We start from the raw sequence: 23,287 nt of genomic DNA, 5'->3' as shown, positions 1-23,287 counted from the left end.
GCGTCGCCGGGGCCCCCCCCCGCCGCGCCCCCCCGACGTCGTCAGGTCGGTGGTTCATGCGCGTGAACGAGTCGGCGCGCGCCGGGTTACCGGTCGCGCGTCGGCGTCGATCAGAAGTCGACCGCAACCTCGGCGTCGATCGGCGCATCCGGGTCGAGAACGCCTGCCGCGTCCTCGGCGTCCGGGTCGGCGAGGATGCCCAGCTTCCGCTTGATCTTCAGCTCGAGCTCGTCGGTGAGCTGCGGGTTGTCCTTGAGGAAGTTGCGGGCGTTCTCCTTGCCCTGACCGAGCTGGTCGCCTTCGTACGTGTACCAAGCACCGGACTTGCGCACGAAGCCCTGCTCGACACCCATGTCGATGAGACCACCCTCACGGGAGATGCCCTGGCCGTAGAGGATGTCGAACTCGGCCTGCTTGAACGGCGGAGCGACCTTGTTCTTGACGATCTTGGCGCGGGTGCGGTTACCCACGGGCTCCGAACCGTCCTTGAGCGTTTCGATGCGGCGCACGTCGATGCGAACCGAGGCGTAGAACTTGAGCGCCTTACCACCGGTGGTCGTCTCCGGGGAGCCGAACATGACACCGATCTTCTCGCGCAGCTGGTTGATGAAGATCGCCGTCGTGCCGGTGGAGTTGAGCGCACCCGTGATCTTGCGCAGTGCCTGGGACATGAGGCGCGCCTGCAGACCGACGTGGCTGTCGCCCATCTCGCCCTCGATCTCGGCGCGGGGCACGAGTGCGGCGACCGAGTCGATGACGATGATGTCGAGCGAACCGGAGCGGATGAGCATGTCGGCGATCTCGAGCGCCTGCTCACCGGTGTCGGGCTGGCTGACGAGGAGCGAGTCGGTGTCGACGCCCAGCTTGCGGGCGTACTCCGGGTCGAGCGCGTGCTCGGCGTCGATGAAGGCGGCGATGCCGCCGGACTTCTGGGCGTTGGCCACGGCGTGCAGCGCGACGGTCGTCTTACCGGACGATTCCGGGCCGTAGATCTCCACGACACGACCACGCGGAAGACCGCCGATACCGAGCGCGACGTCGAGCGCGATCGAGCTGGTCGGGATGACCTCGATGGGCGGGCGCACGTCCTCACCGAGGCGCATGATCGAGCCCTTGCCGTGAGCCTTCTCGATCTGAGCCATCACGGTGTCGAGCGACTTCATCTTGTCGCCGCCTGGGGAAGTGGTGGGAGCCTGGGACTTGGCCATGGCGTTCTCCTTCGTCGAATCGTGGATGAGCGCGCCTACAGACGATCGAGCCCTCGGTCCACGTGCGGGTGACCTGGTGTCGAATCAGACGCTAGAGGCGAACACCGACAACCCCGCAATGGCAGCCCACGCACGTTGTGGACGGGGGTTCCCCGGCGTCGCTTCTGTGGATGACGATACACGAAAGTTAGAACACGCGTTCGATCACGTGCAGCATGGCGTGGCGGGAGGCGTCCCGGCTACTCGAAGGGGCGCTCGACGATGGGGAGATCCTCACCCAGGCGGCGCGACTCCGGCACCTCGAAGGCGTCGCACACGGCCTCCCACACGCGGCGCGCGGGTACCCCCTCGGCGAGCGCCTCGTTCGCGGTGCGCCCGCCGAGGTCGGTGAGCACGTGGCTCGAGGCGACCATCGGGCCGTAGGCATCACCGAACTCGCCGAGCATCAGACGATTGAACTCACTCTCACGCACTCCCCCAGCCTCTCCCGCCCGCACTCGGTTCGCCAAACGAGCGCCTTGCCCGACGGCCGACCTCCCCGACTCCGCGGACGCTCCACGTCCCTGCATGCCAGGGTGGAGAACATGCTGGAACGTACGCCCGCCCATGTCCGCCCCGGAACCCGAGTGCTCGTCACCGGCGCTGCACGTGGCATCGGAGCCGCGCTGGCCACGCAACTCGCCTCCCACGGCGCACGTGTCGCCCTCACCGGTATCGAGCCCGACGCGCTCGAAGCGGCTGCTTCGGCCGCCGACAGCCCTTCGTACGCACTCGATGTCAGCGACCGTGACGCCGTCGACGAGGTCGTCGATCGCGTCGCAGCCGACTTCCGCGGCCTCGACGTCGTCGTCGCGAACGCCGGCATCGCACGGCAACTGCCGATGACGGGCGGCGACCCGAGTGTCATGGAGCGCATGCTCGAGGTCAACACCCTCGGCGCGTACTACACGGCCCGCGCGGCCGCGCGACACGTGGCGCACCCCGGCGGCTACCTCCTCATGACGTCCTCGCTCGCGGCGGCGGTGCACCTACCGTTGCTCGGTGCGTACTCGGCGTCGAAGGCGGCCGTCGAGGCGGTCGGCGACACCCTACGCATCGAACTGCGCCCCGACGGAGCCCGCGTCGGCGTCGCCTACTTCGCCGAACTCGACACAGAGATGACCTCCCGCGGGTTCGACACGGGAGCAGCGCACGCCCTGCTCGGGTCCCGGGGCACGTTGAGTGGCCTCGGCTCCCTGCCCCAGGCCGTCGACCGCATCGAACGCGGTATCGCCCGCCGTTCTCGCACCGTCTGCGCCCCGGCGTGGGTGCGCCCCGTCGTCCCGCTGCGTCATTTGGCCCAGCGTGCCGTCGAGTTGCGGGGCTTTCCCAACCTGCGCGAAGCTCTCGAGGTGGCCCGCAGCGAGGACGCCCCGTGGACGACTCCGCAGCCCGACGGCAGGCCGAGCGCACGTCACGGGGAGCACGCACGATGACGGCGCGCATCGCACCCGGCGGCCGTCGCGAGATCGGAGCCGTCGCCTGGCTGGGCTCGCGGATCGCGGGTCGGGTCACAGGAACCGAGCCACCGGCCTTCATCACGACGCTCGGGCGGGGACGGCGGCAGTTCTGGGGGTGGCTCGCGTTCGCCGGTTCACTCATGCCCTTCGGCACGCTGACGCGGCGCGAGAGCGAGTCGGTCATCCTGCGCGTCGCGGCCGTCTCGGGGTGCGCCTACGAGAGCGCCCACCACCGTCACCTCGGCGAGCGCGCGGGCTTGAGCGCGGCCCAGGTCGACGACGCCAACGACACGGGCGACCTCAGCCCGGCGCTGTGGAGCCAGCGGGAGCTCACAGTGCTCGCAGCCGCGGACGAGTTGGCCCGCACGGGTGACCTCACCGACGCGACCTGGCAGCGAGTGCGCGGTCAGCTCAGTGAGCGCGAGGCCATCGAACTCGTCCAGCTCACCAACCACTACGTCATGCTCGCCACGACGCTGCGTGTGCTGCGCGTCGAACCGGATGCGCCCCGACGCACGGCGTGATTGAGAGCCCACCGACGCCGGTGACGCTTCGGGTAAACACCGCGACGACGGGGTTGTCGGCGGCTCGTGGGAGGCTGCCGTCATGAGCAGTTCCGTCGTCGAGCGCTTCTCCCCTGCCACGCGTGAGTGGTTCACGGGAACGTTCGGCGAGCCCACTCCCGCGCAGGAGGGCGCGTGGGAATCCATCAGTGAAGGTCGGCACACGCTCGTCGTCGCCCCAACCGGTTCGGGTAAGACCCTCAGTGCGTTCCTCTGGGCGCTCGATCGGCTCGCGAGCACGCCACGCCCCGACGACGTCGACCGTCGCTGCCGAGTGCTCTACGTCTCGCCGATGAAGGCCCTCGCCGTCGACGTGGAGCGCAACCTGCGCTCACCGCTCGTCGGCATCAGGCACGCCAGCACGCGCCTCGGCCTCGAGGAGCCGGATCTCGGCGTCGCCGTCCGCTCGGGCGACACGACGCCGGCGGAGCGCCGCGCGTTCTCGTCGCGCTCGGCGGACGTTCTCATCACGACGCCGGAATCGCTGTTCCTCCTCCTCACGAGTAGCGCCCGCGAGCGCCTGCGGGGCGTCGAGTACGTCATCGTCGACGAGATCCACGCCGTCGCCGGCACCAAACGCGGAGCGCACCTCGCCGTGACGCTCGAGCGGCTCGATGCGTTGCTCGACTCTCCGGCGCAGCGCATCGGGTTGTCGGCGACGGTCAGCCCGGTGAGCGAGGTGGAGCGCTTCCTCGCGGGCGGCCGCCCGGTCACGACGGTGCAGCCGCCCAGCACGAAGAACTGGGAGCTCGACGTCGTCGTGCCCGTGGAGGACATGGCCGACCTCGCGACGACGCCCACACCGGACGCCGAGGCCTCGTACGACGATCACGCGCCCGAGGCAACGGCCTCCATCTGGCCTCACGTGGAGGAGCGCATCGTCGACCTCGTGGCCTCGCACACCTCGACGCTGGTGTTCGCCAACTCTCGGCGCCTCGCCGAACGCCTCACGGCGAGACTCAACGAGATCTGGAGCGAACGCCTCGAGGCGGCCGAGGCCGAGCGTGCCACGAGCGCAGGGGAATCCGAGGGCCCCGGTGACCCCGCAGACGCGCACGAGCCGGAAGCCGACGTTGATTCCGGGGGGTTCATGCACGGCTACGACGCTCGCGCCAGCAAGCCGGCCGCCCAACTCATCGGTGGTGCGGGCACGAGCCGAGGCGCTCCGACCGTCCTGGCCCGCGCGCACCACGGCTCCGTGAGCAAGGACGTGCGAGCCGACATCGAGACCGAACTCAAGGCAGGGCGCCTGCCGGCCGTCGTCGCCACGAGTTCGCTGGAACTCGGTATCGACATGGGCGCCATCGACCTCGTCGTCCAGGTGGAGTCGCCGCCGAGCGTGGCGAGCGGCCTGCAGCGCATCGGACGCGCGGGCCACCAGGTGGGTGCGACGAGCCACGGTGTGCTCTTCCCGAAGTACCGTGGCGATCTCCTCTCGGCAGCCGTCGTCGTCGAGCGCATGCGCTCGGGTGAGATCGAGCCTCTCCGGGTGCCGAGCAACCCCCTCGACGTCCTCGCCCAGCAGGTCGTCGCCATGGTGGCGATGGACGACGTCCCCCGCGCCGATCTGCTCGCGCTCATGCAGCGCAGCGCGCCGTTCGCCTCGCTCACCTCCGGGGTGCTCGACTCCGTCCTCGACATGCTGTCCGGCCTCTACCCGAGCGACTCGTTCCGCGAGCTGCGCGCACGCATCGTGTGGGATCGCACCGACGACATCCTGCGCTCACGCCCGGGCGCCCAACGTCTCGCGGTCACGTCCGGCGGCACGATTCCCGACCGCGGGCTGTACGGAGTCTTCCTCGCGGGCGGTGACGGCCCCGGCCGTCGCGTCGGTGAGCTCGACGAGGAGATGGTCTACGAGAGCCGCGTCGGCGATGTCTTCACGCTCGGCACGAGCACGTGGCGCATCGAGGACATCACGCGCGACCAGGTGCTCGTGACGCCGGCTCCGGGCCAGGCAGCGCGCTTGCCGTTCTGGAAGGGCGACTCCTTGGGTCGTCCACTCGAACTGGGGCGGGCCATCGGAGCGTTCGCCCGCGAACTCGGCGACCTCGACGACGACGCAGCCACCGCCCGGGCTCGCGCCGTCGGTCTCGACGACCTCGCCTCCCGCAACCTCGTCACGTACCTGCGTGAGCAGCAGGAGTCGACCGGACGCCTCCCCAGCGACCGCACCATCGTCGTCGAGCGCTTCCGCGACGAGATGGGCGACTGGCGGGTCGTCGTCCACTCCCCCTTCGGCGCAGCCGTCCACGCGCCCTGGGCCCTCGTCGTGGGCGCGCGGATGCGCGAACGCTTCGGCGCCGACGTGCAGGCCATGCACACCGACGACGGACTCGTCTTCCGGCTGCTCGACACCGAGGGCGACGACGACACCCTCACCGCGGCTTTGCTCGAAGCGATCGTGCTCGACCCCGACGAGATCACCGCCCGCGTCACCGACGAGGTGGGTGGCACCGCGCTGTTCGCCTCCCGCTTCCGGGAGTGCGCCGCCCGGGCGCTTCTGCTCCCGCGTCAGAACCCGGGACGCCGCCAGGCGCTGTGGCAGCAACGCCAGCGGGCCGCCCAGCTCCTCGAGGTGGCGAGCGACTATCCGAGCTTTCCCATCGTGCTCGAGGCCGTGCGCGAGGTCCTCCAGGACGTCTACGACGTGCCGGGCCTCGTCGAGCTCATGCGCTCGGTGGAGCGCCGCGCCATCCAGGTGGTGCACACCGAGACGACGTCACCCAGCCCGTACGCCAAGGCCATGCTGTTCAGCTACGTGGCCCAGTTCCTCTACGAGGGCGACTCGCCGCTCGCCGAACGCCGCGCCGCCGCTCTGTCCCTCGACCCGGAGTTGCTCGCCGACCTGCTCGGCTCGGCCGGTGGCCTGTCGATCGCGGAACTGCTCGACCCCGACGTCGTCCGTCGCCACGAACGCCGACTGCAACTGCTCGATCCGAGCCGCCGGATGCGTCACGCGGAAGACCTCGCGGACGCATTGCGCACCCTCGGCCCGTTGACGCTCGACGAGATCGTTGCGCGCTCGGGGCGTCACGACTCCGATGACGATGATTCGGGGAGCCGGGACACCGGGGAACCTGATGCCTCACCGGACAGCGATGCCGCCCCGAATCTGAGTTCCGACGAGTGCCGTGCCTGGTGGAACGCCCTCGTCGGTGAGCGCCGCGCCATCGAGGTTCGGTGGGGCTCTCGGACGAGGCTCGCAGCCGTCGAGGACGCAGCTCGCTTGCGCGACGCACTCGGTGTCGCCCTGCCGCCCGGCGTCCCACAGGCCTTCCTCGAGCCCGGCGACACGCCCCTCGACGATCTGCTCACGCGGTACGCCGCGTGCCACGCACCGTTCACGGCGCAGCAGGCGGCCGAGGCCTTCGCCCTCGGGGTGTCCGTCGTTCGAAACGCCCTCACGCGCCTCACACGAGCCGGACGCCTCACGCACGGCGCCCTGCTGCCCGACGCGCTGGGCGGCGGCGACGTCTCCGGCGAATACTGCGACAACGCCGTCCTGCGTTCCCTGCGTCGGCTGTCCCTCGCGGCTCTTCGCGCCGAGATCGAACCGGTGTCCGCCACGCAGTACGCCCGGTTCCTGCCCCGCTGGCAGCAGGTTGGCGACACGTTGCGCGGTGCCGACGGCGTGCTGGCCGCGCTCGAACCCCTGCTCGGTGTGCCCATGCCGGCGTCCGCGATCGAGAGTCTCGTCCTGCCGGCGCGGGTTCGCGGCTACCGGCCCGCCGACCTCGACGAACTGCTCGCCTCGGGTGAACTGCTCTGGCAGGGCCACGGCAGTATCTCGGCCGACGACGGATGGATCAGTTTCCACACGCCCGACTCGGCACCGTTGACGCTTCGGTCGGGCGCCGGCGACGCACCGGCCGGCGATTCAGTCGATGCTCACGCTCCTGCGCCGCGCGCCCACGACGAGACCACCGATCACACCGAAGCGCACACCACCGACACTGACACCACCACGAGCCACGAGACCGCTGTCGCTGCGCAGCGCGTCACGTCGCGCTCGGTGCGCGACGTCCTCGCCCGCGGCGGAAGTCACCTGTTCCGTGACATCGCGGGAGCTCTCGGATCACACGATGACACCGCCGTCGCGACAGCCCTCTGGCAACTCGTGTGGGAGGGCGCCGCGAGCGGTGACACCTTCGCGCCGGTTCGGGCCCTGCTCAGCGGCGGCGCCAGTGCCCACAAGCCGCGGGTTCCGAGTAACCGCGGTTCTCGGTACGCGCGCCTGCGTGGCCCGTCGCTCTCCACCCGCTCGCGACCGACCGCCGGTCTCGCGACGGGTCGTGGACCGGCGCACGGCGCGGGCCGGTGGCGGCTCCTGCCGGAGGCCCACGACGACCTCACCGAGCGCACGTTCATGGCTGCTGAACTCCTGCTCGTCCGACACGGGGTCGTCACGCGCGGCGCCGTCGTGGACGAAGAAATACCCGGCGGGTTCTCCGCCGTCTACCGGGTGCTCGCCGGCGCCGAGGAGCGTGGCCTCGTGCGCCGCGGTTACTTCGTCGAGGGCCTCGGGGCGTCCCAGTTCGGTGCCGCCGTCGCCGTCGACTCGCTGCGTGCCACACGAGCGCCCGAACCCGATCCGTGGGGTCGACGCGAACCGGAGATCCTCGTGCTCGCTGCCTGCGATCCCGCCAACCCGTTCGGCGCGGCCCTGCCGTGGCCGGCCGCCCAGGATGCTCACGCCGGGCATCGTCCTGGCCGTAAGGCGGGTGCCCTCGTCGTCATCGCCGACGGCGAGCTCGTCACCTATCTCGAACGTGGCGGTCGAACCGCCCTCACGTGGCCGGCTGACGACGCCGCCTGGGCACCCGTAGCCCGCGCCCTCGCCGACCTCGTGACGCGTGGTGCGCTCTCGTCGCTCACCGTGCGCACGGTCAACGGCCTCACCGCCCTCGGCAACGAGGCTCCCCTCGTCGCGGCGCTGCTGGAGGCGGGCTTCCATTCCTCACCCCAGGGCATCCGCAAACGCCGCTGACGTTCCGCGGTCCGAGCATGACGAAGGCCCGCCACCCGCTCGAAGTGGGTGACGGGCCTCGTCCTGGCGTGATGCGTCAGGCGGCGCGGGCCACCGCGTCACGCTGCGGGTGCAGCACAACCGGGGCGCTGGCCTTCTCCGCGGCCTGAACGCTCGCGGCGACGAGCGACAGCGTCTCGGACATGGGCAGCTCGAGAGCCTCGCAAACCGCAGCGAGCAGCTCCGAGGAGGCTTCCTTCTCGCCGCGCTCGATCTCGCTGAGGTATCCGAGCGAGATGCGGGCCGTCTTCGAAACCTCGCGCAGGGTGCGCCCCTGTGCGCGGCGCTGCTGGCGCAGCACGTCACCGAGCTGTTCGCGAAGCAAGATCATGCTTTCCTCCTGGCGACGGCGCATCGGTGCGCGCGATTGGCGATGTCAGGTTCCAACATAGCGCTGAGGGGTGACAACCCCAACGGGTGTTCACCGCGTGTGGTCGAGCGCCATCTGCCAGGCCGCCCAGGCGGCTGCCCGACGGATCTCGGCGCGATCCCCCACGAACTGAAACCTGTCGACATGGCAACGCCCTCGCTCACCCGGAGATTCCCCGGAGAACGCGACGGCGACGTAACAGGTTCCGACGTCCTGGCCGTCCTGGATGGCGGGTCCTGCGACGCCAGTGGTGGCCACGGCGAGGTCTGCCGCGAAGAGGCGTACGGCACCGTGAGCCATCTCGAGAGCGACGTCGGCGTCGACAGCACCGCGCTCACGCAGCAGGTCGGCATCGACGCCGAGCACCGCGGCCTTGGTGGGCGTCGCGTAGGTCGCGGCTCCCCCGCGCAGCACGGCGCTGGCGCCGGGAACGTCGGCGATACCCGCGCTCACGAGGCCGGCGGTGAGGGACTCGGCCGTGGCGATCGTCAGGCCACGGTCACGCAGCTGCTCGACGAGACGCGTCGCGAGATCGGCCGAGTCGTTCTCGGTCACGGCGCGTCGGTCCTGCTCGCTCATGACTGCGTCGAGCGCGCCCGCGCCGTCCGGGCGCTCTCACGTCGCAGCTTGGCCGCGCGGAAGAAGTAATCGATGCCAGTCGCGACGGTGACGACGATGGCGGCCGCCATGACGACCCACGCCCCGATGTGGCCCCAGTCCGGAAGCGGCAGGACGAAGAGTCCAGCGGCGAGCGCCTGCAGGGCCGTCTTCAGCTTGCCGCCGTGACTCGCGGGGATCACGCCGTGACGGATGACGACGAAGCGCAGCGCGGTGATGGCGAGCTCGCGGGCGAGCACGACGATCGTGGCCCACCACGGCAGCACGTCGATGATCGACAGCCCGATGAAGGCCATGCCCATGAGCGCCTTGTCGGCGATCGGGTCCATGAGCTTGCCGAACTCGGTCTCGAGGCCGCGGGATCGGGCGATCTGGCCGTCGATGCGGTCGGTGATCGAGGCGACGACGAACAGGACGAACGCGATGATGCGGTGGGTGGTGTTCTCACCGCCGTCGGCGAGCAGGAACCAGGCGAAGAACGGTACGAGGGCGATACGGCCCATCGTGAGAACGTTCGCGAGGTTCCAGGTGCTGACGGGCTTGCGCGCCCCGGTGGGCGTCTCGGTCTCGAGATCGCTCATCCGCTTCACCGCACCTCGGCGACGAGGTCGATGCCGTCGGTGGCGACGACCTCGACGCTCACCATGTCGCCGATGGCGAGGGGGCGCTCGTTGCTCGTCTCGACGTAGGTGACGCCGTCGACGTCGGGGCCCTGCTGTCCGGCGCGGCCGACGAAGCGCAGTTCGCCGTCCTCGTCCTCCTCCGCCTCGATGAGGACGTCGAGGCGTTCTCCGACGCGCTCCTCGGCTCGCTGGAGGTTGAGTTCCTCGGTGAGCGTACGGAAGTGCTCGAGGCGGGCTTCGATCTCGTCCGTGGGTAGCTTGTCCGCGTAGCTCTCGGCCTCGGTGCCGTCCTCGTCGGAGTAACCGAAGACACCGACGACGTCGAGACGCGCGGCGACGAGGAACTGCTCGAGTTCCTCGAGATCCTTCTCGGTCTCGCCGGGGAAGCCGACGATGACGTTCGAGCGGATGCCGGCGTTCGGCGTGCGGCGGCGCACGTCGTCGAGGAGCGTGAGGAACGACTCGCGGTCACCGAAGCGGCGCATCGTGCGCAGGAGCGGCCCGGAGGCGTGCTGGAAGGAGATGTCGTAGTACGGCGCGACACCGGGCGTGTTCGCCATGACGTCGAGCAGGTCGGGTCGGATCTCCGCAGGCTGCAGGTACGACACACGCACACGCTCGATGCCGTCGATGGCGGTGAGTTCGGGAAGCATGGTGTCGAGCAGACGCAGGTCGCCGAGGTCCTTGCCGTACGACGTCGAGTTCTCCGAGACGAGGAAGACCTCCTTGACGTCGTGCTCCGCGAGCCAACGCGCTTCGGCGAGAACGTCGGAGGGACGGCGGGACAGGAACGCGCCGCGGAAGGCCGGGATGGCGCAGAACGCGCACCGTCGGTCGCAACCGCTCGCGATTTTGAGCGGGGCCCACGGGCGTCCGTCAAGACGAGCCCGAATGACGCGCGGCGTACTCACCGGCGAAGCGACCTCGACGTCGGCGGGCTGCGACGTCACCGGCGCTGCGCCGTGACCCGGGAGTGCCAGACCAGCGGCGCCGTCCTGGCGCTTGGCGGGAGAGATGGGCAGCAGTTTGCGGCGATCCCCAGGCACGTGCGCCTCGGGCTTGTGCCCAGCCAGCACCGCTGTGAGGTGGCTCGACATGTCCTGGTATGAGTCGAAGCCGAGGACGGCGTCGGCCTCCGGCAGCTGCTCGGCGAGCTGGTTGCCATAGCGCTCGGCTAGACACCCGACGGCGACAACGGCCTGGGTGCGGCCGGTGTCCTTGAGGTCGTTGGCCTCGAGTAGTGCGTCGATTGAGTCTTTCTTGGCCTGCTCAACGAAACCGCAGGTGTTGACGACGGCCACGTCGGCGTCCGCGGCATCGTCGACGAGGGTCCACCCCTCAGACGCGAGGCGCCCGGCCAGCTCCTCGGAGTCGACCTCGTTTCGAGCGCACCCGAGGGTGACGACGGCAACGCTGCGGGACGGGGCTGAAGTCATGGCGTCAGTCTAGTGGCGCCCGGGGCCCACCCTGCCGCCATCGTTGGCTGCGGTGCGGCCAACGATGACGAGGCATCACATCGGCCATTCGGTGAGAGGGGCCTGTCAGTGGTGACGCCTACCATGAATGACGTGTATGACGCCCCCTCGACTGTCCCTGCGATCCTGCTCGTGCTCGTGCTCACCGTCTCCGGTTGCGCGAAGCTTGCTGCCCGCTCCACGGCGGATGAGGCCTTCATCAGCCTCCGTCTCCCTGTCATCCTGCGGAAGATCAAGGCGCCCGCTCTGCTGCCATTCGGCGAACTCGCGTTGGCCGTCGTGCTGGTGTTCGCCTGGGGCTGGCTGCAGCTGCTTGCCGCCGTTGCCGCCGTCCTGCTGTTCATCGCATACACGGTCGTCATTGTTCGCGCCCTGACGTTTGGCGAGCCCGTGCAGTGCTCCTGCTTCGGCAAACTCGGCCTCGGTGGCGTCGATGTTTTCACCGCCGTCCGTAACCTCCTCCTGGTCGGCCTCGCAGCCCTGACGCTGGTGGACGCCGCGGTGCACCGCAGCATCGCGGCCCGGCTCGCCAACTTCGACGGTGGCCAGTGGTGTTGGCTGGCGGGCGTCCTCGCCGCCGTCGTCCTCACGTGGCTTATTGCTGGGCACCGCGGAGAGGCCGGTGCCGTCAACGCGGCTGCGCCGTCCGCGGACGGCGAGTACCTCCGCGCGCCTACGCCCTTCGTTGCGCTCGAGACGGTAGACGGCACGACGATCGCGCTGCGAGACCTGCCGACAGGGCGCCCCGCGGCAGTCTTCGTCGTGTCCCCCAGCTGCGGATCCTGTGTCAGCGTCATTGAAAAGGTCCGCGCCTGGCAGCACACCGTGCCGCACGTGCGCACGGTGATCGTCCTGCCCTCGTTCGCCACGGATACCTACCACGGCCTCATCGACCCGCAGGATTTCGAGGTCTACTTCGACCCACAGGCCACCTTCACGCAGATGGTTCGAGGCGGGACGCCGACGGCCCTCCTCCTCGGCACCGACGACCTGATCGCCGCTGGGCCGGCCATCGGCGGCCCCGCCGTCGCGTCATTCATGGACGACATTGCTGCCCATCAGGAGCCCGCCATGAACAAGGTGGCGACGCCTACCGTCACGACCGGCACGATGGTGACGGAAGACCCCACCTTCGACTACACCAGCACCTCCCTGACGACCACCCCGCTGGCTGAGGTCGCGGACGACGGCATCGAGGACTACGAGCGGCGCCCCACCCCCTTCGCCCTGTTGGCCGACGGCGAGGGCAACCGCGTCTCGATGATCTCCATGGCCGATTCCGGCCCGGTCGTCCTGCTCATGGTCAGCCCTGGTTGCGGCTCCTGCCTGCCCGTCATCGAGCAGGCGCAGGGCTGGGAGGCGCAGCTGCGCGGCATCCCCGTCCGACTTGTCGTCACGCACGAATCCCATCTGCAGCCATTGCAGGAGCAGGGCTACGCGCCCAAGAGCATCCTCATCGACGAGCACAACGCCCTGCTGCAGATGTTCGGATCCGGCACGCCGACCCTGGTCGCGCTCGGGCCGGACCGGTACCTGCTGGCGGGTCCGGTCAGCGGCTCGCAGGCCATCACCGAGGCGATGGAGGAGATCATCGCTGAGGTGGCCGCGGCCCGGCCTGAGGCTGGAGACGGTGATCGGGCCGACGCCCTCACCGACTCGGCGCGCGAATAACGGAGCGTGACAACGGAGTGTAGTGAGCGGTCGACACGCCACCTGACTCCCGCGGTCACGCGATTCGCGCGGTCACGGGAGTCAGGTGGTCGACACGCCTGAGCTCACCGCATCAGACCCGTTTCGACGATGTCGGTGAAATGGACCTTCTTCGGGATGACCTTGTCCTCGAACAACCGATCGGCGAGCGTCTGTTCGAGCCGGATGTCAGCTGCCGTGACCGGACGTTGATCGGTCTTCTTATGCGAGATCGCGGATCGGGTGACGGACAGCGGCAGCCGGGATTCCTGGGACCAGGCCCGGGCGTAGGCGTCGAGGTGTGTTGCTCCCCAGGCATAGGCCTTCTGCAGACGTCGAAGGTAATCGCGCAAGGCGGCCACCCGATCGGCGTCCCCGAGCGTATCGGTCGACGCGAGCGAAAAGTTCAGCCCAGCCTCGTCCGGGGGACCGCCTCCGATGGCCCGCGCCCCGCTGCGGAGCTGTTGGGTGACAAACGGCTCCCAGATGACCCACGCGTCCGCATCTCCGCGGGTGAAAGCGGCCGCACCGTCGGCCGGCGGAAGGTAGACAAAGGTGACCTCGGACGGTTTCACACCACCTCGGTGCAGGAAATTCAGAAGCAACCCGTGAGCCGAGCTGCCCTTGGGCACCGTGATCCGCTTGCCCCGCAGATCGGCGGCGGTGGACAAACCCGAGTGCTTCTTCACGAGGACGGATGAGTCGCGATGGTTCCGCAACGCGGTCGTTGCCACGATGCGGAATCCCGAGCCCGCCGCTGCTCCGAAGATTGGCGGGGTCGACCCGACTCCGCCGACGTCCACCTTGCCAGCCTGGAGAGCTTCGACGATGGCCATCCCGTAGGTGAACTGCGAGAACTCGATCGTGTACGGCGTGTCGTCGAGCTGGCCGGACGCGCGCAGCAGGGATCGTACTCCGTCGGTTTGGACGGCGACTCGGAGCGTGGCGCCACGCGCCGATCCGCCTTGTGCGACACGCACCGTCGCGGTGCGGGAAGCATCCGAGGGGCGGGTGAATCCCACCAGCGCCGACGCTCCCAGAAGACCCCCGGCCAAGACGCCACGCCGTGTCCAACTCGAACGGTCGCCCGCAGCCGAGGAGGAACTCCCCTGCGGCTGGGCCTGCGCGGTCAGAGCTCGAGCCTTGTCGAGATCCGCCGTCAGACCCGCGACGAGGGCGTTGACTTCCGCGTCCTCACGTCGCCTCGGACGGGGCAGGTCCACCGTGCGATCCGCAACCACTGTGCCCTCGTTGAGTACAACGACCCGATCGGCCAAGAGCACCGCTTCACGGACATCGTGCGTAACCATCACGACAGCCGGTCCGTGACGTTGCCAGAGGCGGACGACCAGATCCTGCGCCTCCTGACGCGTGAAGGCGTCCAGGGCACTAAACGGTTCGTCGAGGAGCAGGAGGTCGGGTGCGGTGACGAGTGCCCGCGCAAGAGCGACACGTTGTCGTTGTCCACCCGACAGGGCACGCGGCCAGGCGCGGGCCCTGTCGCCGAGCCCCACCTCTGCGAGCGTCTGCGTGATCCTCGCGTCCAGTTCCGCCCCGTTGACACCCATACTTTGTGCGCCTAGCCGCACGTTCGCAGCGACGTCCTCCCACGGCAACAACCGCGCGTCCTGGAACACGACGGACACACGCTCGCTCGTGCCCACCGCCCCAGAGACCTCGCCGCGATCGAGACCGGCCAGGAGGCGCAGCAGGGTCGACTTGCCCGCGCCCGACCGTCCCAGGACCGCAACGAACTGCCCGGCGGGGATGTCGAGGTCGAGGTCATCAAGGACGACGTTGTCCCCGAATCGCCTCGAGACGGACTCGAGATGGACGGCAAGGCCCTTTCGGCCGTCCAGTCCCGGGGACGTCCACCGATCGGTGGGCCCACCAGGGTGCTTCGACTGGTTGTCGCTCATTGTGACGTTCCTTCCGTTCGCCACCGCAGGGCGCGGCGTTCCGCCACCCGGACGGCGGCGTCCGTGATGAGCCCGAGGGCGGCGTAGGTGAGCAGGCCCACGACGATGGTGTCGGTCTGCATGAAGTCGCGGGCGTTGTTGATCATGAAGCCGAGTCCGGCCGTCGCGCTCATCTGCTCTGCAACGATGAGGGCCAACCAAGCGAAGGCGAGAGCTTGCCGGACGCCCACCAGGGTTCCGGGCAGGGCACCGGGAATAATGACGTGCCTAAAGCGCTGCCACGCCGTGAGGTCCAGCGCGTCGGCGAGCTCGTACAGATCGGAGTCGATGGATCGAAGCGCACCTACCGCGTTGAGGTACAACGGCACGCACACCCCGAGCGCCACCAGGAGGATCTTCGGCGCTTCCCCGATCCCGAACCAGACGATGAACAACGGAACCAGCCCCAGCAGGGGCAGAGTCCTGAGCATCTGCATCGGCGGATCGATAATCGCCTCACCGGTACGCGTCAGGCCCACCGGGAGCGCTGCACCCAAGGCAATGAGCGACCCCAGTGCGAATCCGAACCCGGCACGCTGCACCGAGACGCTGAGGGCAGTTGTGAGCGTGCCGTCGGAGATCAGCGACCCCAGCGTTGAGAGGACCCGGGATGGCGGTGCGAGAACGTCCTGCGGCAACCAACCGATGACACTCACGGATTGCCACACCGCGATGATTGCCAGCGGGCTCAGAGCCCGCACCTCCCAACTCGGCGGCTCGTGATCACTGCGGATGAGATTCCGCCGCCTCCTACGGCGCGCGTTGGAGCCAGCGCTGCCTAAGCGCACTCGGGCAGGCAAGGTGTCGTCGGCCGATCCCGGCGAAGCAACAGCTGCCGCCGTCGACGCCCGAGCTGTGCTGCTCGTCACGTTCATGAGTCACTCCTCATAGGTTTTCATTATGATTTGTCAAACATTTGCTTATGCAATTGCGGAAAGAATGCCGGCCAGGTCAGTGGCCACGACCTGGCCGGTGCAAACCCTCGAATTCGAGAAAGATCCTCAGCTCACGGCTCGGTCGTGCGAATGCTCTTCCGCCGGGACCGCCTCCACCCGTGGGCGCACCCCCTCACCGAACCAGTAGGCCTCCTCCAGGCACGGGTATCCGGACAACACGAAATCGTCAAAGCCGACGTCGCGGTACTGCCGAATCAGGTCTGCGACCTCAGCATGTGAACCGACCAGCGACGTTCCGGCTCCACCGCGCACCAGCCCCACGCCAGCCCAGAGCCCGGGGTAGATCTCCAAATCGGCAGTGGTCCCTCCGTTCAGCGCGAGCATGCGCCGCTGCCCTTCGGATTCCGACCGACGCAGCGCGTCCTGCTGACGTTCGATGAGTTCCGCGGGGATGCGCTTGAGTAGCCCTTCCGCGACCGCCCAGGCCTCGGCGGATGTGTCTCGGGAGATCGTGTGCAACCGAATACCGAATCGCACAGTGCGGCCCTGCCGGGCGGCCAGTTCGCGGACTCGGTCGATCTTCTCCTTGGCCTGTGCCGGCGGCTCCCCCCAGGTGAGGTACACGTCGGCGTGGCGGGCCGCGATCTCGAGTGCGGCTGGCGAAGATCCGCCGAAGAAGACCTCGGGACGCGGGGTCGGCGTCCGCGAGAGTCGCGCTTGTTCCACCACCAGGTGTTCGCCGCGATAGTCGAACGAATCCTCGCAATCCCACAACCGACTCACGACGTCGAGGAACTCTCCGGTCCGCGCATATCGGGCGTCCTTGCCGAGGAAGTCGCCGAACGCCCGCTGCTCGGACGATTCTCCCCCGGTGACGATGTTGACGTGGAGTCGACCGTCAGTGATGGTCTGGAAGGTGGTGGCCATTTGCGCTGCCAGAGTCGGCGAGACGGACCCTGGGCGGAAGGCGACGAGAAACTTCAGCCGCTCAGTGTGCTGGGAAAGCGCAGCGGCCATGAGCCAGGAGTCCTGGCACCACAGACCCGTTGGCGTCAGGACGGATTCGAAACCGTTGGCCTCCGCCGCCTGTGCCACCTGACGCAGGTAGCCCGCGGACGGTTCACGGGTTCGATCAGTGCCCTCGACCGCGGCCCCATGACCTCCAGAGACAATTCCACGCGAGTCGCCGGAGGTCGGTAGGAACCAGTGGAAGGTCGGCTGGTTCGTGGACGTGCTCATCATCGGACTCCGTTCGTCGTTCGTGACACTGAGGGCGAGACGCTGTGATGCGCTCCGTTGTGGTGGGCAAGCGGACCGCGATCTGCGACGTGCTCGGCGCTATCCACCTCGGCGACGATGAGGCAGCTGTCTCCCGCCTCATGGGCATCACGGACCGTGGCTGTCAATCGAGCTGCGACGTCCGTGAGTCGCGGCAGACCGGTCCTGTCCCACGACCAGAGACCGTCGTCCTGAAACCGGGCCTCACGCGGGCCGGCGAATCGGGTCATGAGCTGCCCTTGGTTCTCGTCGAGAAGGTGGAGGGCGACACGTCCGGTTCGCACGATTGAAGCCAGCGAGTGAGACGTGCGACTGATGTTGAAGGACACGAGGGGTGGGTCGACCGAAACCGAGTGGACAGACAAAGCGGTCAAGCCGACCGGCCCTGCCTCCCCGGCAGTCGTGATGACCCAGACGCTCGAGACCGCGCGGCGAAACACGGGACGAAGATCGGGCTTCACCACCGAGACAACGATCTCGGTGTGAGGTGGTGCTGTGGGCAACATGAAACTCATCTCTTGATCAGTGAGCGGGGAAGGGCGTCTAGCGCGCGTACGACGTACCGGGTCACATCGACAATCGGTGATCCGACCGGACGGCATCTCGGGCATGGGCGGGCTACGACCCGAGAGTCGAAAGTCGCGAGGGTCGCGCCCACGGAGGCGTTGAGATCGTCGTGCGTTCTTCAGCGACATGCACTGACGCGACGGCGCATCAAATCAACCGTCCGACGTCGGCAGGCACGAAAAGACGAAACGCGGTGTTCCGACATGAGAATCAACTCCATCGCTTCTGGCGTGAGCACCGTTCCGCGAGGGTCGGTTGCTGCGGCGTCGACGAGCCAGATCTCTCGGCCGCTCTGGATGGGATGAATGCAGTCAACTGGCTGGTCGCGCCACCCACAAGCAGAATCCACATACTGGGACACGACACCTGTATCGCAACTACCACCTCGGACGCCACACGGGACCGTCCGGGACACAAAAGTCCCAGCATCCCGATGATCCGGGATGCAGGGACTCCTCCATCAGGCTGGCGCCGCCGACCTGGCGACCTCAGCGACCGTGCTGCGTCAGCTCCCAGGCGTCCTCACTACCGTCACCGCCGTCGTGCCCGTCGTAGTACTGCTCGCCCGGTTCGTCGAGATCGCCCTGCGCCTGGGCGACGAGGTCGACCGGACCGCCGTCGGCGCCGCTGGCCACGGCATCGTCCGGAACGTCCTCGCCCTTGAGCAGCGCGAGCGTCATGGGGAGGTCGTCGGGCTTGACGAGGACGTCGCGCGCCTTCGACCCCTCGGACGGGCCGACGATTGCTCGCGACTCGAGCAGGTCCATGAGGCGACCGGCCTTGGCGAAGCCGACGCGCAGCTTGCGCTGCAGCATCGAGGTCGAACCGAACTGCGTCGTGATGACGAGCTCGGCCGCCTGCAGCAACACGTCGAGGTCGTCACCGATGTCCTCGTCGATCTCCTTCTTGGGCGCCGTCTGCTGAACGTCCTCGCGGTAGTTGGGCGCGAGCTGAGCCTTGACGTGCGCGACGACGCCGTGGATCTCCGACTCGTTGACCCACGCGCCCTGCACACGCATCGGCTTGCTCGCGCCCATCGGCAGGAAGAGCGCGTCACCCTGACCGAGGAGCTTCTCGGCGCCGGGCTGGTCGAGCACGACGCGGCTGTCGGCGAGCGACGACGTCGCGAACGCCAGACGCGACGGCACGTTGGCCTTGATGATGCCGGTGACGACATCGACCGACGGGCGCTGCGTCGCGAGGATGAGGTGGATACCGGCGGCACGCGCGAGCTGCGTGATGCGCTGGATCGAGGCCTCGACGTCACGCGGCGCGACGAGCATGAGGTCCGCCAACTCGTCGACGACGACGAGGAGGTACGGGTACGGCGCGAGCTTGCGCTTGCTGTCCGGCGGGAGGGTCACCTTGCCCGCACGCACGGCCTTGTTGAACTCGTCGATGTGCTTGTAGCCGAACGCGGCGAGGTCGTCGTAGCGCGCGTCCATCTCGCGCACGACCCACTCGAGAGCCTCGGCGGCCTTCTTCGGGTTCGTGATGATCGGCGTGATGAGGTGCGGGATGCCCTCGTACGCCGTCAGCTCGACGCGCTTGGGGTCGACGAGCACCATGCGCACCTCTTCGGGCGTGGCCCGCATGAGGAGTGAGGTGATCATCGAGTTGACGAAGCTCGACTTACCGGCACCGGTGGCACCGGCGACGAGCATGTGCGGCATCTTCGCGAGGTTGGCCACGACGTAGCCACCCTCGACGTCCTTACCGACACCCATGACCATCGGGTGGTGATTGTTGCGGGCCGCCTGGCTGCGCAGCACGTCACCGAGGCTGACAAGTTCCTTGTCGGCGTTCGGGATCTCGATACCGATGGCCTTCTTGCCCGGGATGGGCGACAGGATGCGCACGTCGGCGCTGGCCACGGCGTAGGCGATGTTCTTGCTCAGACCCGTGACGCGGTCGACCTTGACGCCGGGGCCGAGCTCGACCTCGTAACGCGTGACCGTCGGGCCGCGGGTGAAACCGGAGACGACGGCGTCGATGCCGAACTGGTCGAGCACCTCGGTGAGCGCGTCGACGACGCGGTCGTTCGCGGCCGAACGCTCCTTGGGCGGCGTGCCCTCCTCGAGGAGGGTCGACTCGGGCAGCGTGTACGTGATGTCGCCGGCGAGGGCGAGCTGCTCGACGCGCTGTGGGAGCTGCTCCGTCGGCTGAGCCTCGACCTGACGTTGAGGCACCTCGGCGGCCGGGCGCTGCGCCGTCTCCTGGCGGGCTGCGGCGGCCTTGGGCGATTCGCCCGGACGCTGCTTGGAGCCACCGGCCGTCTCGACGGTGGCGGTGTCGGCCTCGTCCGTGGTGGCCGGGCGTGACGTGGTCGCACGCGAGCCGCGGGCCCGAGCCAGAGCTGCCGCGCCGGCCGACGTGGCGCGCTCGCCCTCGTCGGCGGAGCCGTCCGCCGGGTCGCCGCCTTCGATCGTGTCGATGTCGTAGATCTGCTGCTCGCCGCGCTGACGACCGAGGGTCTTGCGCGAGCCACGCCCGCGACCGCGCGGACCGCGGCCGACGACCTCTGCTGCCTGCTCGTACGGCTCGTCGCCGTGGTGCACGTCGGCGGCGCGGCGGGGTGCTCCGCCGCGCGCACGGTTGCCGATGTCGGCGCCGTGCAGGTCGTCGGCGACGGCGTCGCGCTGGGCGTAGTCGCGCTCCTCGGTCGGAGCGTGACCACCGAAGATCGTGGCCTCAACCTCACGCAGACGCTGAGGGATGCGGTTGACCGGCGTGCGCGTCAGCACGAGGAAACCGAAGAACGACACGAGGCCGAGGATGACGCCGGCGCCCCAGAGCGTCAGGCCTGCGGCCAGCGGGCCGCCGGAGATGACGCCGAGCACTCCGCCGGCGTCACGCACGGCGTCGACGTCACCCGCGGCCGGGCGTCCGCCGACGAGGTGAGCGATACCGGTGGAGCCGAGGGCGAGGATGCCGAGACCGATCGACATGCGGTGGGTGGGCTGGTGGCCGCGCGGGTGGCGGAACATGTGCAGACCCATGCCGATGAACACGACAGGCAGGACGTAGGCGATGACGCCGAACGTTCCCGCGGCGACGGCGTGGACGATGTCACCGAACATGCCGGGCAGGTTCCACCACTCGCGCGCCGCGACAACGATGCCGAGGGCGAGGAGGAAGAAGCCGATGCCGTCGCGACGGTGCTCCGGCTCGAGTTCGGCGGCGCTGGCGCCGACACGACGCACGGCGCCTCCGGCGACGTGGGAAACCCCCATCCAGGCGCCACGAGCGGCACGGCTGGAGGCCGACGGGCCCTGCTGAGCCGAGCTCGAACCGCGCCCCTTGCCGGGCGCGCTCTTGGAGGGCGCCTGCTTGCGGGGCGCGTTCTTCGCCGGGGTGGTGCGGGCGCGCGAGGAGGTGGTGCTCCGACTGTTCGGGGCACTCTTCTTCGCTACGAGAACGCTGTCGTTCGGGGGTGTTTTCCGTGTCGCCACCCGGCCAGATTACGGGAGAAGGCGCGCAGTTCTTAGGCCCCACGCCGGGGACCTCGCGACGATCTGGCGGCCCCGAGGGGCGGCGTGAACAGCGAGTCGCATCTCACCATCCGGGCGACCTCGGGCACATTCGTGGACGGTTCGAGGAGTCGCGTGTCACGGTGTTGCCCGGTCACGAGTTCCAGCGCACAGCCCCGGCTTGCTGGACGGCAACCCTCCACCGCGGTGGGGTGCTCCGGGTGACGACCTGGCTGCGTGCGACCGCACGCAGCAAGTGCGGGTTCGCGACGCTTCTCGTCGGGCGGACCCCTGACGAAGGAGTCTCCTCATGAGTTCTGTCCTTTCGACGCTCGCTGCGACCCGTCAGCCGAAGTCGTTGCCCGCTTCCCTCTCTGCTGTTCGGGCGAGCGCCCGGGCCACCCCTGCAACCGTCTCGGACGGCGTCGGTGTGCCGACCTTGCACCACACGGTTGTCGAATTCGCGAACCTCGATCACGGTGCCACTGCTCCGGCCCTCGTGGGCGTTGCCGAGGCTGCGGAGCGCATCCTGCGCACCTACGGCTCGGTTCATCGCGGGGCGGGGTACGCCTCGCGCCTGACGACCGGCTGGTTCGAGGAGGCGCGTTCGGAGGTGGCGCACTTCGTCGGTCTCGGCGAGGACAGCCACGTCGTCTTCACGCGCAACACCACGGATGCGCTGGCTCTGCTCGCCCACGTCCTGCCCGACAACGCTCAGGTCTTCGTCTTCGAATCCGTGCACCACGCGGCGCTCCTCCCCTGGCCCGCCGAGCGCACGACGCGACTGTCGGTGCCGTCCTCCCCCGAGGTTGCGATCGCCACCGTCGACGCCGCGCTCTCCCGCTTCCGCGCGACGTCGGATGCGCCCGCGCTCGTCGTCATCACGGGCGCGTGCAACGTGACCGGGGAGATCTGGCCGATCGGTGAACTGGCCGCCGTCGCGCGCTCCCACGGGGCACGGTCGGTCGTCGATGCGGCGCAGCTGGCTCCGCACCGCGTCATCGACGTCGCCGCGTGGGGCGTCGACTACGTCGCGTTCTCGGGTCACAAGATGTATGCCCCGTACGGCGCCGGCGTTCTCGCGGGTCGCGCAGACTGGCTTGATGCAGCCGATCCGTACCTTCCGGCCGGCGGTGCGAGCAAGCGGGTGACAACGGACGACGTCGAGTGGTCCGAAGGCCCGGCACGGCACGAGGGCGGCACGCCGAACGCCGTCGGCGCGATAGCTCTCGCGGCGGCCGCGGCGAAGCTGCGCGCTCACCGTCACGCGATCGAGAACCACGAGCACCGCGTTCACGGCATCATCCGCGACGGCTTGAGCGCGCTGCCAGGTGTGGAGATTCTTCACGTGCTCGGCTCCGACGAGGAGCCTGTCGACGGTGTCGGCGTCACGACGTTCACGGTCGACGGGTACGATCCGACGCTCGTGGCTCAGGTGCTCGCGGACGAGCACGGCATTGCGGTGCGCGACGGCCGCTTCTGTGCGCATCTGCTGTGTGACGAGCGGCTCGGCAAGGGCGCGACGGCGGTGCGCGCCTCTATCGGCCTCGCGACGACGGTGGAGCATGCGCACCGTCTCGTCGGAGCGGTGCGTGCGCTCGTGGAGCGCGGGCCGGCGTTCGAGTACGTGCACACGCCGGGCATCGGCTGGGCACCGGTGGGTGACGAGCGGGATCTGAGCGAGCCCCGCCCCTGGTGACGGACGGCTCGGGCCGCCGGTTCTGGGGACCGGCGGCCCGAGTCATTCGCAATGGCCTTGCCCGGAGGATGCCCGGAAGGAGTGCCGAGAAGGGCACCAACACGCCCGGTTGCCCGGCCCCGCGTCCGACCGTCAAGTGACTACCCAGACGCCGCCATGGCCTGGCGGGCGGAAATTGCGCCGACCACGGGCTGGTGACAGCCATACGAAAGCCGCCCACCCCGATAAGCGGACGGCCGCGTGTCGCACCGAGACAGGCCCGCCAGGGCCTGGCCGGAAGGCGCGCCAAACAATGCAGCGGTGGGGGGGGGGGGGGGGGGGGGGGGGGGGGGGGGGGGGGGGGGG

16 protein-coding genes and 2 riboswitches are annotated in these 23,287 nt (G+C 69.0%); of the genes, 5 read left to right on the top strand and 11 right to left on the bottom strand.

What is annotated here, in order from left to right; all coding sequences use genetic code 11:
• Positions 1 to 110: 110 nt before the first annotated feature.
• Both recA and K9D12_RS13885 read right to left on the bottom strand, forming a co-directional pair.
• A complete protein-coding gene (recA, locus tag K9D12_RS13890; protein WP_370633531.1) occupies positions 111 to 1,163 on the bottom strand; it encodes a recombinase RecA in 1,053 nt (350 codons plus the stop codon).
• Positions 1,164 to 1,447: 284 nt separating this feature from the next.
• Entirely contained in the window at positions 1,448 to 1,681 is a 234-nt protein-coding gene (locus K9D12_RS13885) for a DUF3046 domain-containing protein (RefSeq protein ID WP_182434682.1), read from the bottom strand.
• Positions 1,682 to 1,792: 111 nt separating this feature from the next.
• Between K9D12_RS13885 and K9D12_RS13880 the strand changes: the two genes are divergently transcribed.
• From K9D12_RS13880 to K9D12_RS13870, 3 genes are all read left to right on the top strand, one after another.
• Positions 1,793 to 2,683, top strand: coding sequence for an SDR family NAD(P)-dependent oxidoreductase (locus K9D12_RS13880; protein ID WP_223060518.1), 891 nt, complete (start codon positions 1,793 to 1,795; stop codon positions 2,681 to 2,683).
• On the top strand, positions 2,623 to 3,231 hold the full coding sequence (locus K9D12_RS13875) for a carboxymuconolactone decarboxylase family protein (RefSeq protein WP_370633530.1): 609 nt from the start codon (positions 2,623 to 2,625) through the stop codon (positions 3,229 to 3,231). Before K9D12_RS13880 ends, K9D12_RS13875 begins: the two co-directional genes overlap by 61 nt.
• Before the next feature lie 82 nt (positions 3,232 to 3,313).
• A complete protein-coding gene (locus K9D12_RS13870; RefSeq protein ID WP_223060517.1) occupies positions 3,314 to 8,260 on the top strand; it encodes a DEAD/DEAH box helicase in 4,947 nt (1,648 codons plus the stop codon).
• Between the two features lie 76 nt (positions 8,261 to 8,336).
• Here the strand turns inward: K9D12_RS13870 and K9D12_RS13865 are convergent, their stop codons facing one another.
• The 4 genes from K9D12_RS13865 to rimO form a co-directional block, all read right to left on the bottom strand.
• The gene (locus K9D12_RS13865) at positions 8,337 to 8,630 is read right to left on the bottom strand and encodes a helix-turn-helix domain-containing protein (RefSeq protein WP_047311399.1); all 294 of its coding nucleotides are present in this window, start codon (positions 8,628 to 8,630) and stop codon (positions 8,337 to 8,339) included.
• A gap of 90 nt (positions 8,631 to 8,720) precedes the next feature.
• Positions 8,721 to 9,248, bottom strand: a complete 528-nt coding sequence (locus tag K9D12_RS13860; protein WP_047311398.1) for a CinA family protein — start codon at positions 9,246 to 9,248, stop codon at positions 8,721 to 8,723.
• Positions 9,245 to 9,868 carry a CDP-diacylglycerol--glycerol-3-phosphate 3-phosphatidyltransferase gene (gene pgsA, locus K9D12_RS13855; protein WP_047311397.1) on the bottom strand — a complete coding sequence of 208 codons (624 nt, stop codon included), beginning with the start codon at positions 9,866 to 9,868 and terminating at the stop codon, positions 9,245 to 9,247. The genes K9D12_RS13860 and pgsA overlap by 4 nt, the downstream gene beginning before the upstream one ends.
• A gap of 5 nt (positions 9,869 to 9,873) precedes the next feature.
• Positions 9,874 to 11,346: a 30S ribosomal protein S12 methylthiotransferase RimO gene (gene rimO, locus K9D12_RS13850; protein WP_047311396.1), complete on the bottom strand. Its 1,473-nt coding sequence runs from the start codon at positions 11,344 to 11,346 to the stop codon at positions 9,874 to 9,876.
• A gap of 132 nt (positions 11,347 to 11,478) precedes the next feature.
• Between rimO and K9D12_RS13845 the strand changes: the two genes are divergently transcribed.
• A complete protein-coding gene (locus tag K9D12_RS13845) occupies positions 11,479 to 13,056 on the top strand; it encodes a MauE/DoxX family redox-associated membrane protein (protein WP_047311395.1) in 1,578 nt (525 codons plus the stop codon).
• A gap of 104 nt (positions 13,057 to 13,160) precedes the next feature.
• On the opposite strand, the gene K9D12_RS13840 is transcribed toward K9D12_RS13845, so the two are convergent.
• The 5 genes from K9D12_RS13840 to K9D12_RS13820 all read right to left on the bottom strand — a co-directional run bounded on the left by K9D12_RS13840 (position 13,161) and on the right by K9D12_RS13820 (position 21,006).
• Positions 13,161 to 14,993 carry an ATP-binding cassette domain-containing protein gene (locus K9D12_RS13840; RefSeq protein ID WP_082128759.1) on the bottom strand — a complete coding sequence of 611 codons (1,833 nt, stop codon included), beginning with the start codon at positions 14,991 to 14,993 and terminating at the stop codon, positions 13,161 to 13,163.
• Positions 14,990 to 15,907 (bottom strand): ABC transporter permease, encoded by a 918-nt coding sequence (locus tag K9D12_RS13835; protein WP_082128758.1) that lies wholly within the window; start codon positions 15,905 to 15,907, stop codon positions 14,990 to 14,992. The genes K9D12_RS13840 and K9D12_RS13835 overlap by 4 nt, the downstream gene beginning before the upstream one ends.
• 126 nt (positions 15,908 to 16,033) lie before the next feature.
• On the bottom strand, positions 16,034 to 17,167 hold the full coding sequence (locus tag K9D12_RS13830; protein ID WP_047311673.1) for an LLM class flavin-dependent oxidoreductase: 1,134 nt from the start codon (positions 17,165 to 17,167) through the stop codon (positions 16,034 to 16,036).
• A complete protein-coding gene (locus K9D12_RS15390) occupies positions 17,167 to 17,712 on the bottom strand; it encodes a flavin reductase family protein (RefSeq protein ID WP_225911324.1) in 546 nt (181 codons plus the stop codon). The genes K9D12_RS13830 and K9D12_RS15390 overlap by 1 nt, the downstream gene beginning before the upstream one ends.
• 274 nt (positions 17,713 to 17,986) lie before the next feature.
• Positions 17,987 to 18,076, bottom strand: a riboswitch (SAM riboswitch).
• Between the two features lie 185 nt (positions 18,077 to 18,261).
• Positions 18,262 to 21,006 (bottom strand): DNA translocase FtsK, encoded by a 2,745-nt coding sequence (locus K9D12_RS13820; protein WP_223060519.1) that lies wholly within the window; start codon positions 21,004 to 21,006, stop codon positions 18,262 to 18,264.
• Positions 21,007 to 21,395: 389 nt separating this feature from the next.
• Positions 21,396 to 21,508: riboswitch (SAM riboswitch) on the top strand.
• A 45-nt stretch (positions 21,509 to 21,553) separates the two neighbouring features.
• Between K9D12_RS13820 and K9D12_RS13815 the strand changes: the two genes are divergently transcribed.
• Positions 21,554 to 22,942 carry an aminotransferase class V-fold PLP-dependent enzyme gene (locus tag K9D12_RS13815; protein ID WP_223060516.1) on the top strand — a complete coding sequence of 463 codons (1,389 nt, stop codon included), beginning with the start codon at positions 21,554 to 21,556 and terminating at the stop codon, positions 22,940 to 22,942.
• The last annotated feature ends 345 nt before the right edge of the window (positions 22,943 to 23,287 follow it).

Source organism: Dermacoccus sp. Tok2021 (assembly GCF_019895135.1).
GTDB lineage: Bacteria > Actinomycetota > Actinomycetes > Actinomycetales > Dermatophilaceae > Dermacoccus > Dermacoccus abyssi.
The sequence above is the reverse complement of the archived record's forward strand: the minus strand, read 5'-3'. Positions and strand labels throughout refer to the sequence as shown.

Bases quoted from the DNA above. Each gene is read 5' to 3' on its own strand.
- K9D12_RS13835 (WP_082128758.1), bottom strand. From the start codon at position 15,907: ATGAACGTGACGAGCAGCACAGCTCGGGCGTCGACGGCGGCAGCTGTT.
- pgsA (WP_047311397.1), bottom strand. From the start codon at position 9,868: ATGAGCGATCTCGAGACCGAGACGCCCACCGGGGCGCGCAAGCCCGTC.
- K9D12_RS13870 (WP_223060517.1), top strand. From the start codon at position 3,314: ATGAGCAGTTCCGTCGTCGAGCGCTTCTCCCCTGCCACGCGTGAGTGG.
- rimO (WP_047311396.1), bottom strand. From the start codon at position 11,346: ATGACTTCAGCCCCGTCCCGCAGCGTTGCCGTCGTCACCCTCGGGTGC.
- K9D12_RS13820 (WP_223060519.1), bottom strand. From the start codon at position 21,006: ATGGGGGTTTCCCACGTCGCCGGAGGCGCCGTGCGTCGTGTCGGCGCC.
- recA (WP_370633531.1), bottom strand. From the start codon at position 1,163: ATGAAGTCGCTCGACACCGTGATGGCTCAGATCGAGAAGGCTCACGGC.
- K9D12_RS13830 (WP_047311673.1), bottom strand. From the start codon at position 17,167: ATGAGCACGTCCACGAACCAGCCGACCTTCCACTGGTTCCTACCGACC.
- K9D12_RS13880 (WP_223060518.1), top strand. From the start codon at position 1,793: ATGCTGGAACGTACGCCCGCCCATGTCCGCCCCGGAACCCGAGTGCTC.
- K9D12_RS13840 (WP_082128759.1), bottom strand. From the start codon at position 14,993: ATGAGCGACAACCAGTCGAAGCACCCTGGTGGGCCCACCGATCGGTGG.
- K9D12_RS13860 (WP_047311398.1), bottom strand. From the start codon at position 9,248: ATGAGCGAGCAGGACCGACGCGCCGTGACCGAGAACGACTCGGCCGAT.
- K9D12_RS13815 (WP_223060516.1), top strand. From the start codon at position 21,554: ATGAGTTCTGTCCTTTCGACGCTCGCTGCGACCCGTCAGCCGAAGTCG.
- K9D12_RS13865 (WP_047311399.1), bottom strand. From the start codon at position 8,630: ATGATCTTGCTTCGCGAACAGCTCGGTGACGTGCTGCGCCAGCAGCGC.
- K9D12_RS15390 (WP_225911324.1), bottom strand. From the start codon at position 17,712: ATGTTGCCCACAGCACCACCTCACACCGAGATCGTTGTCTCGGTGGTG.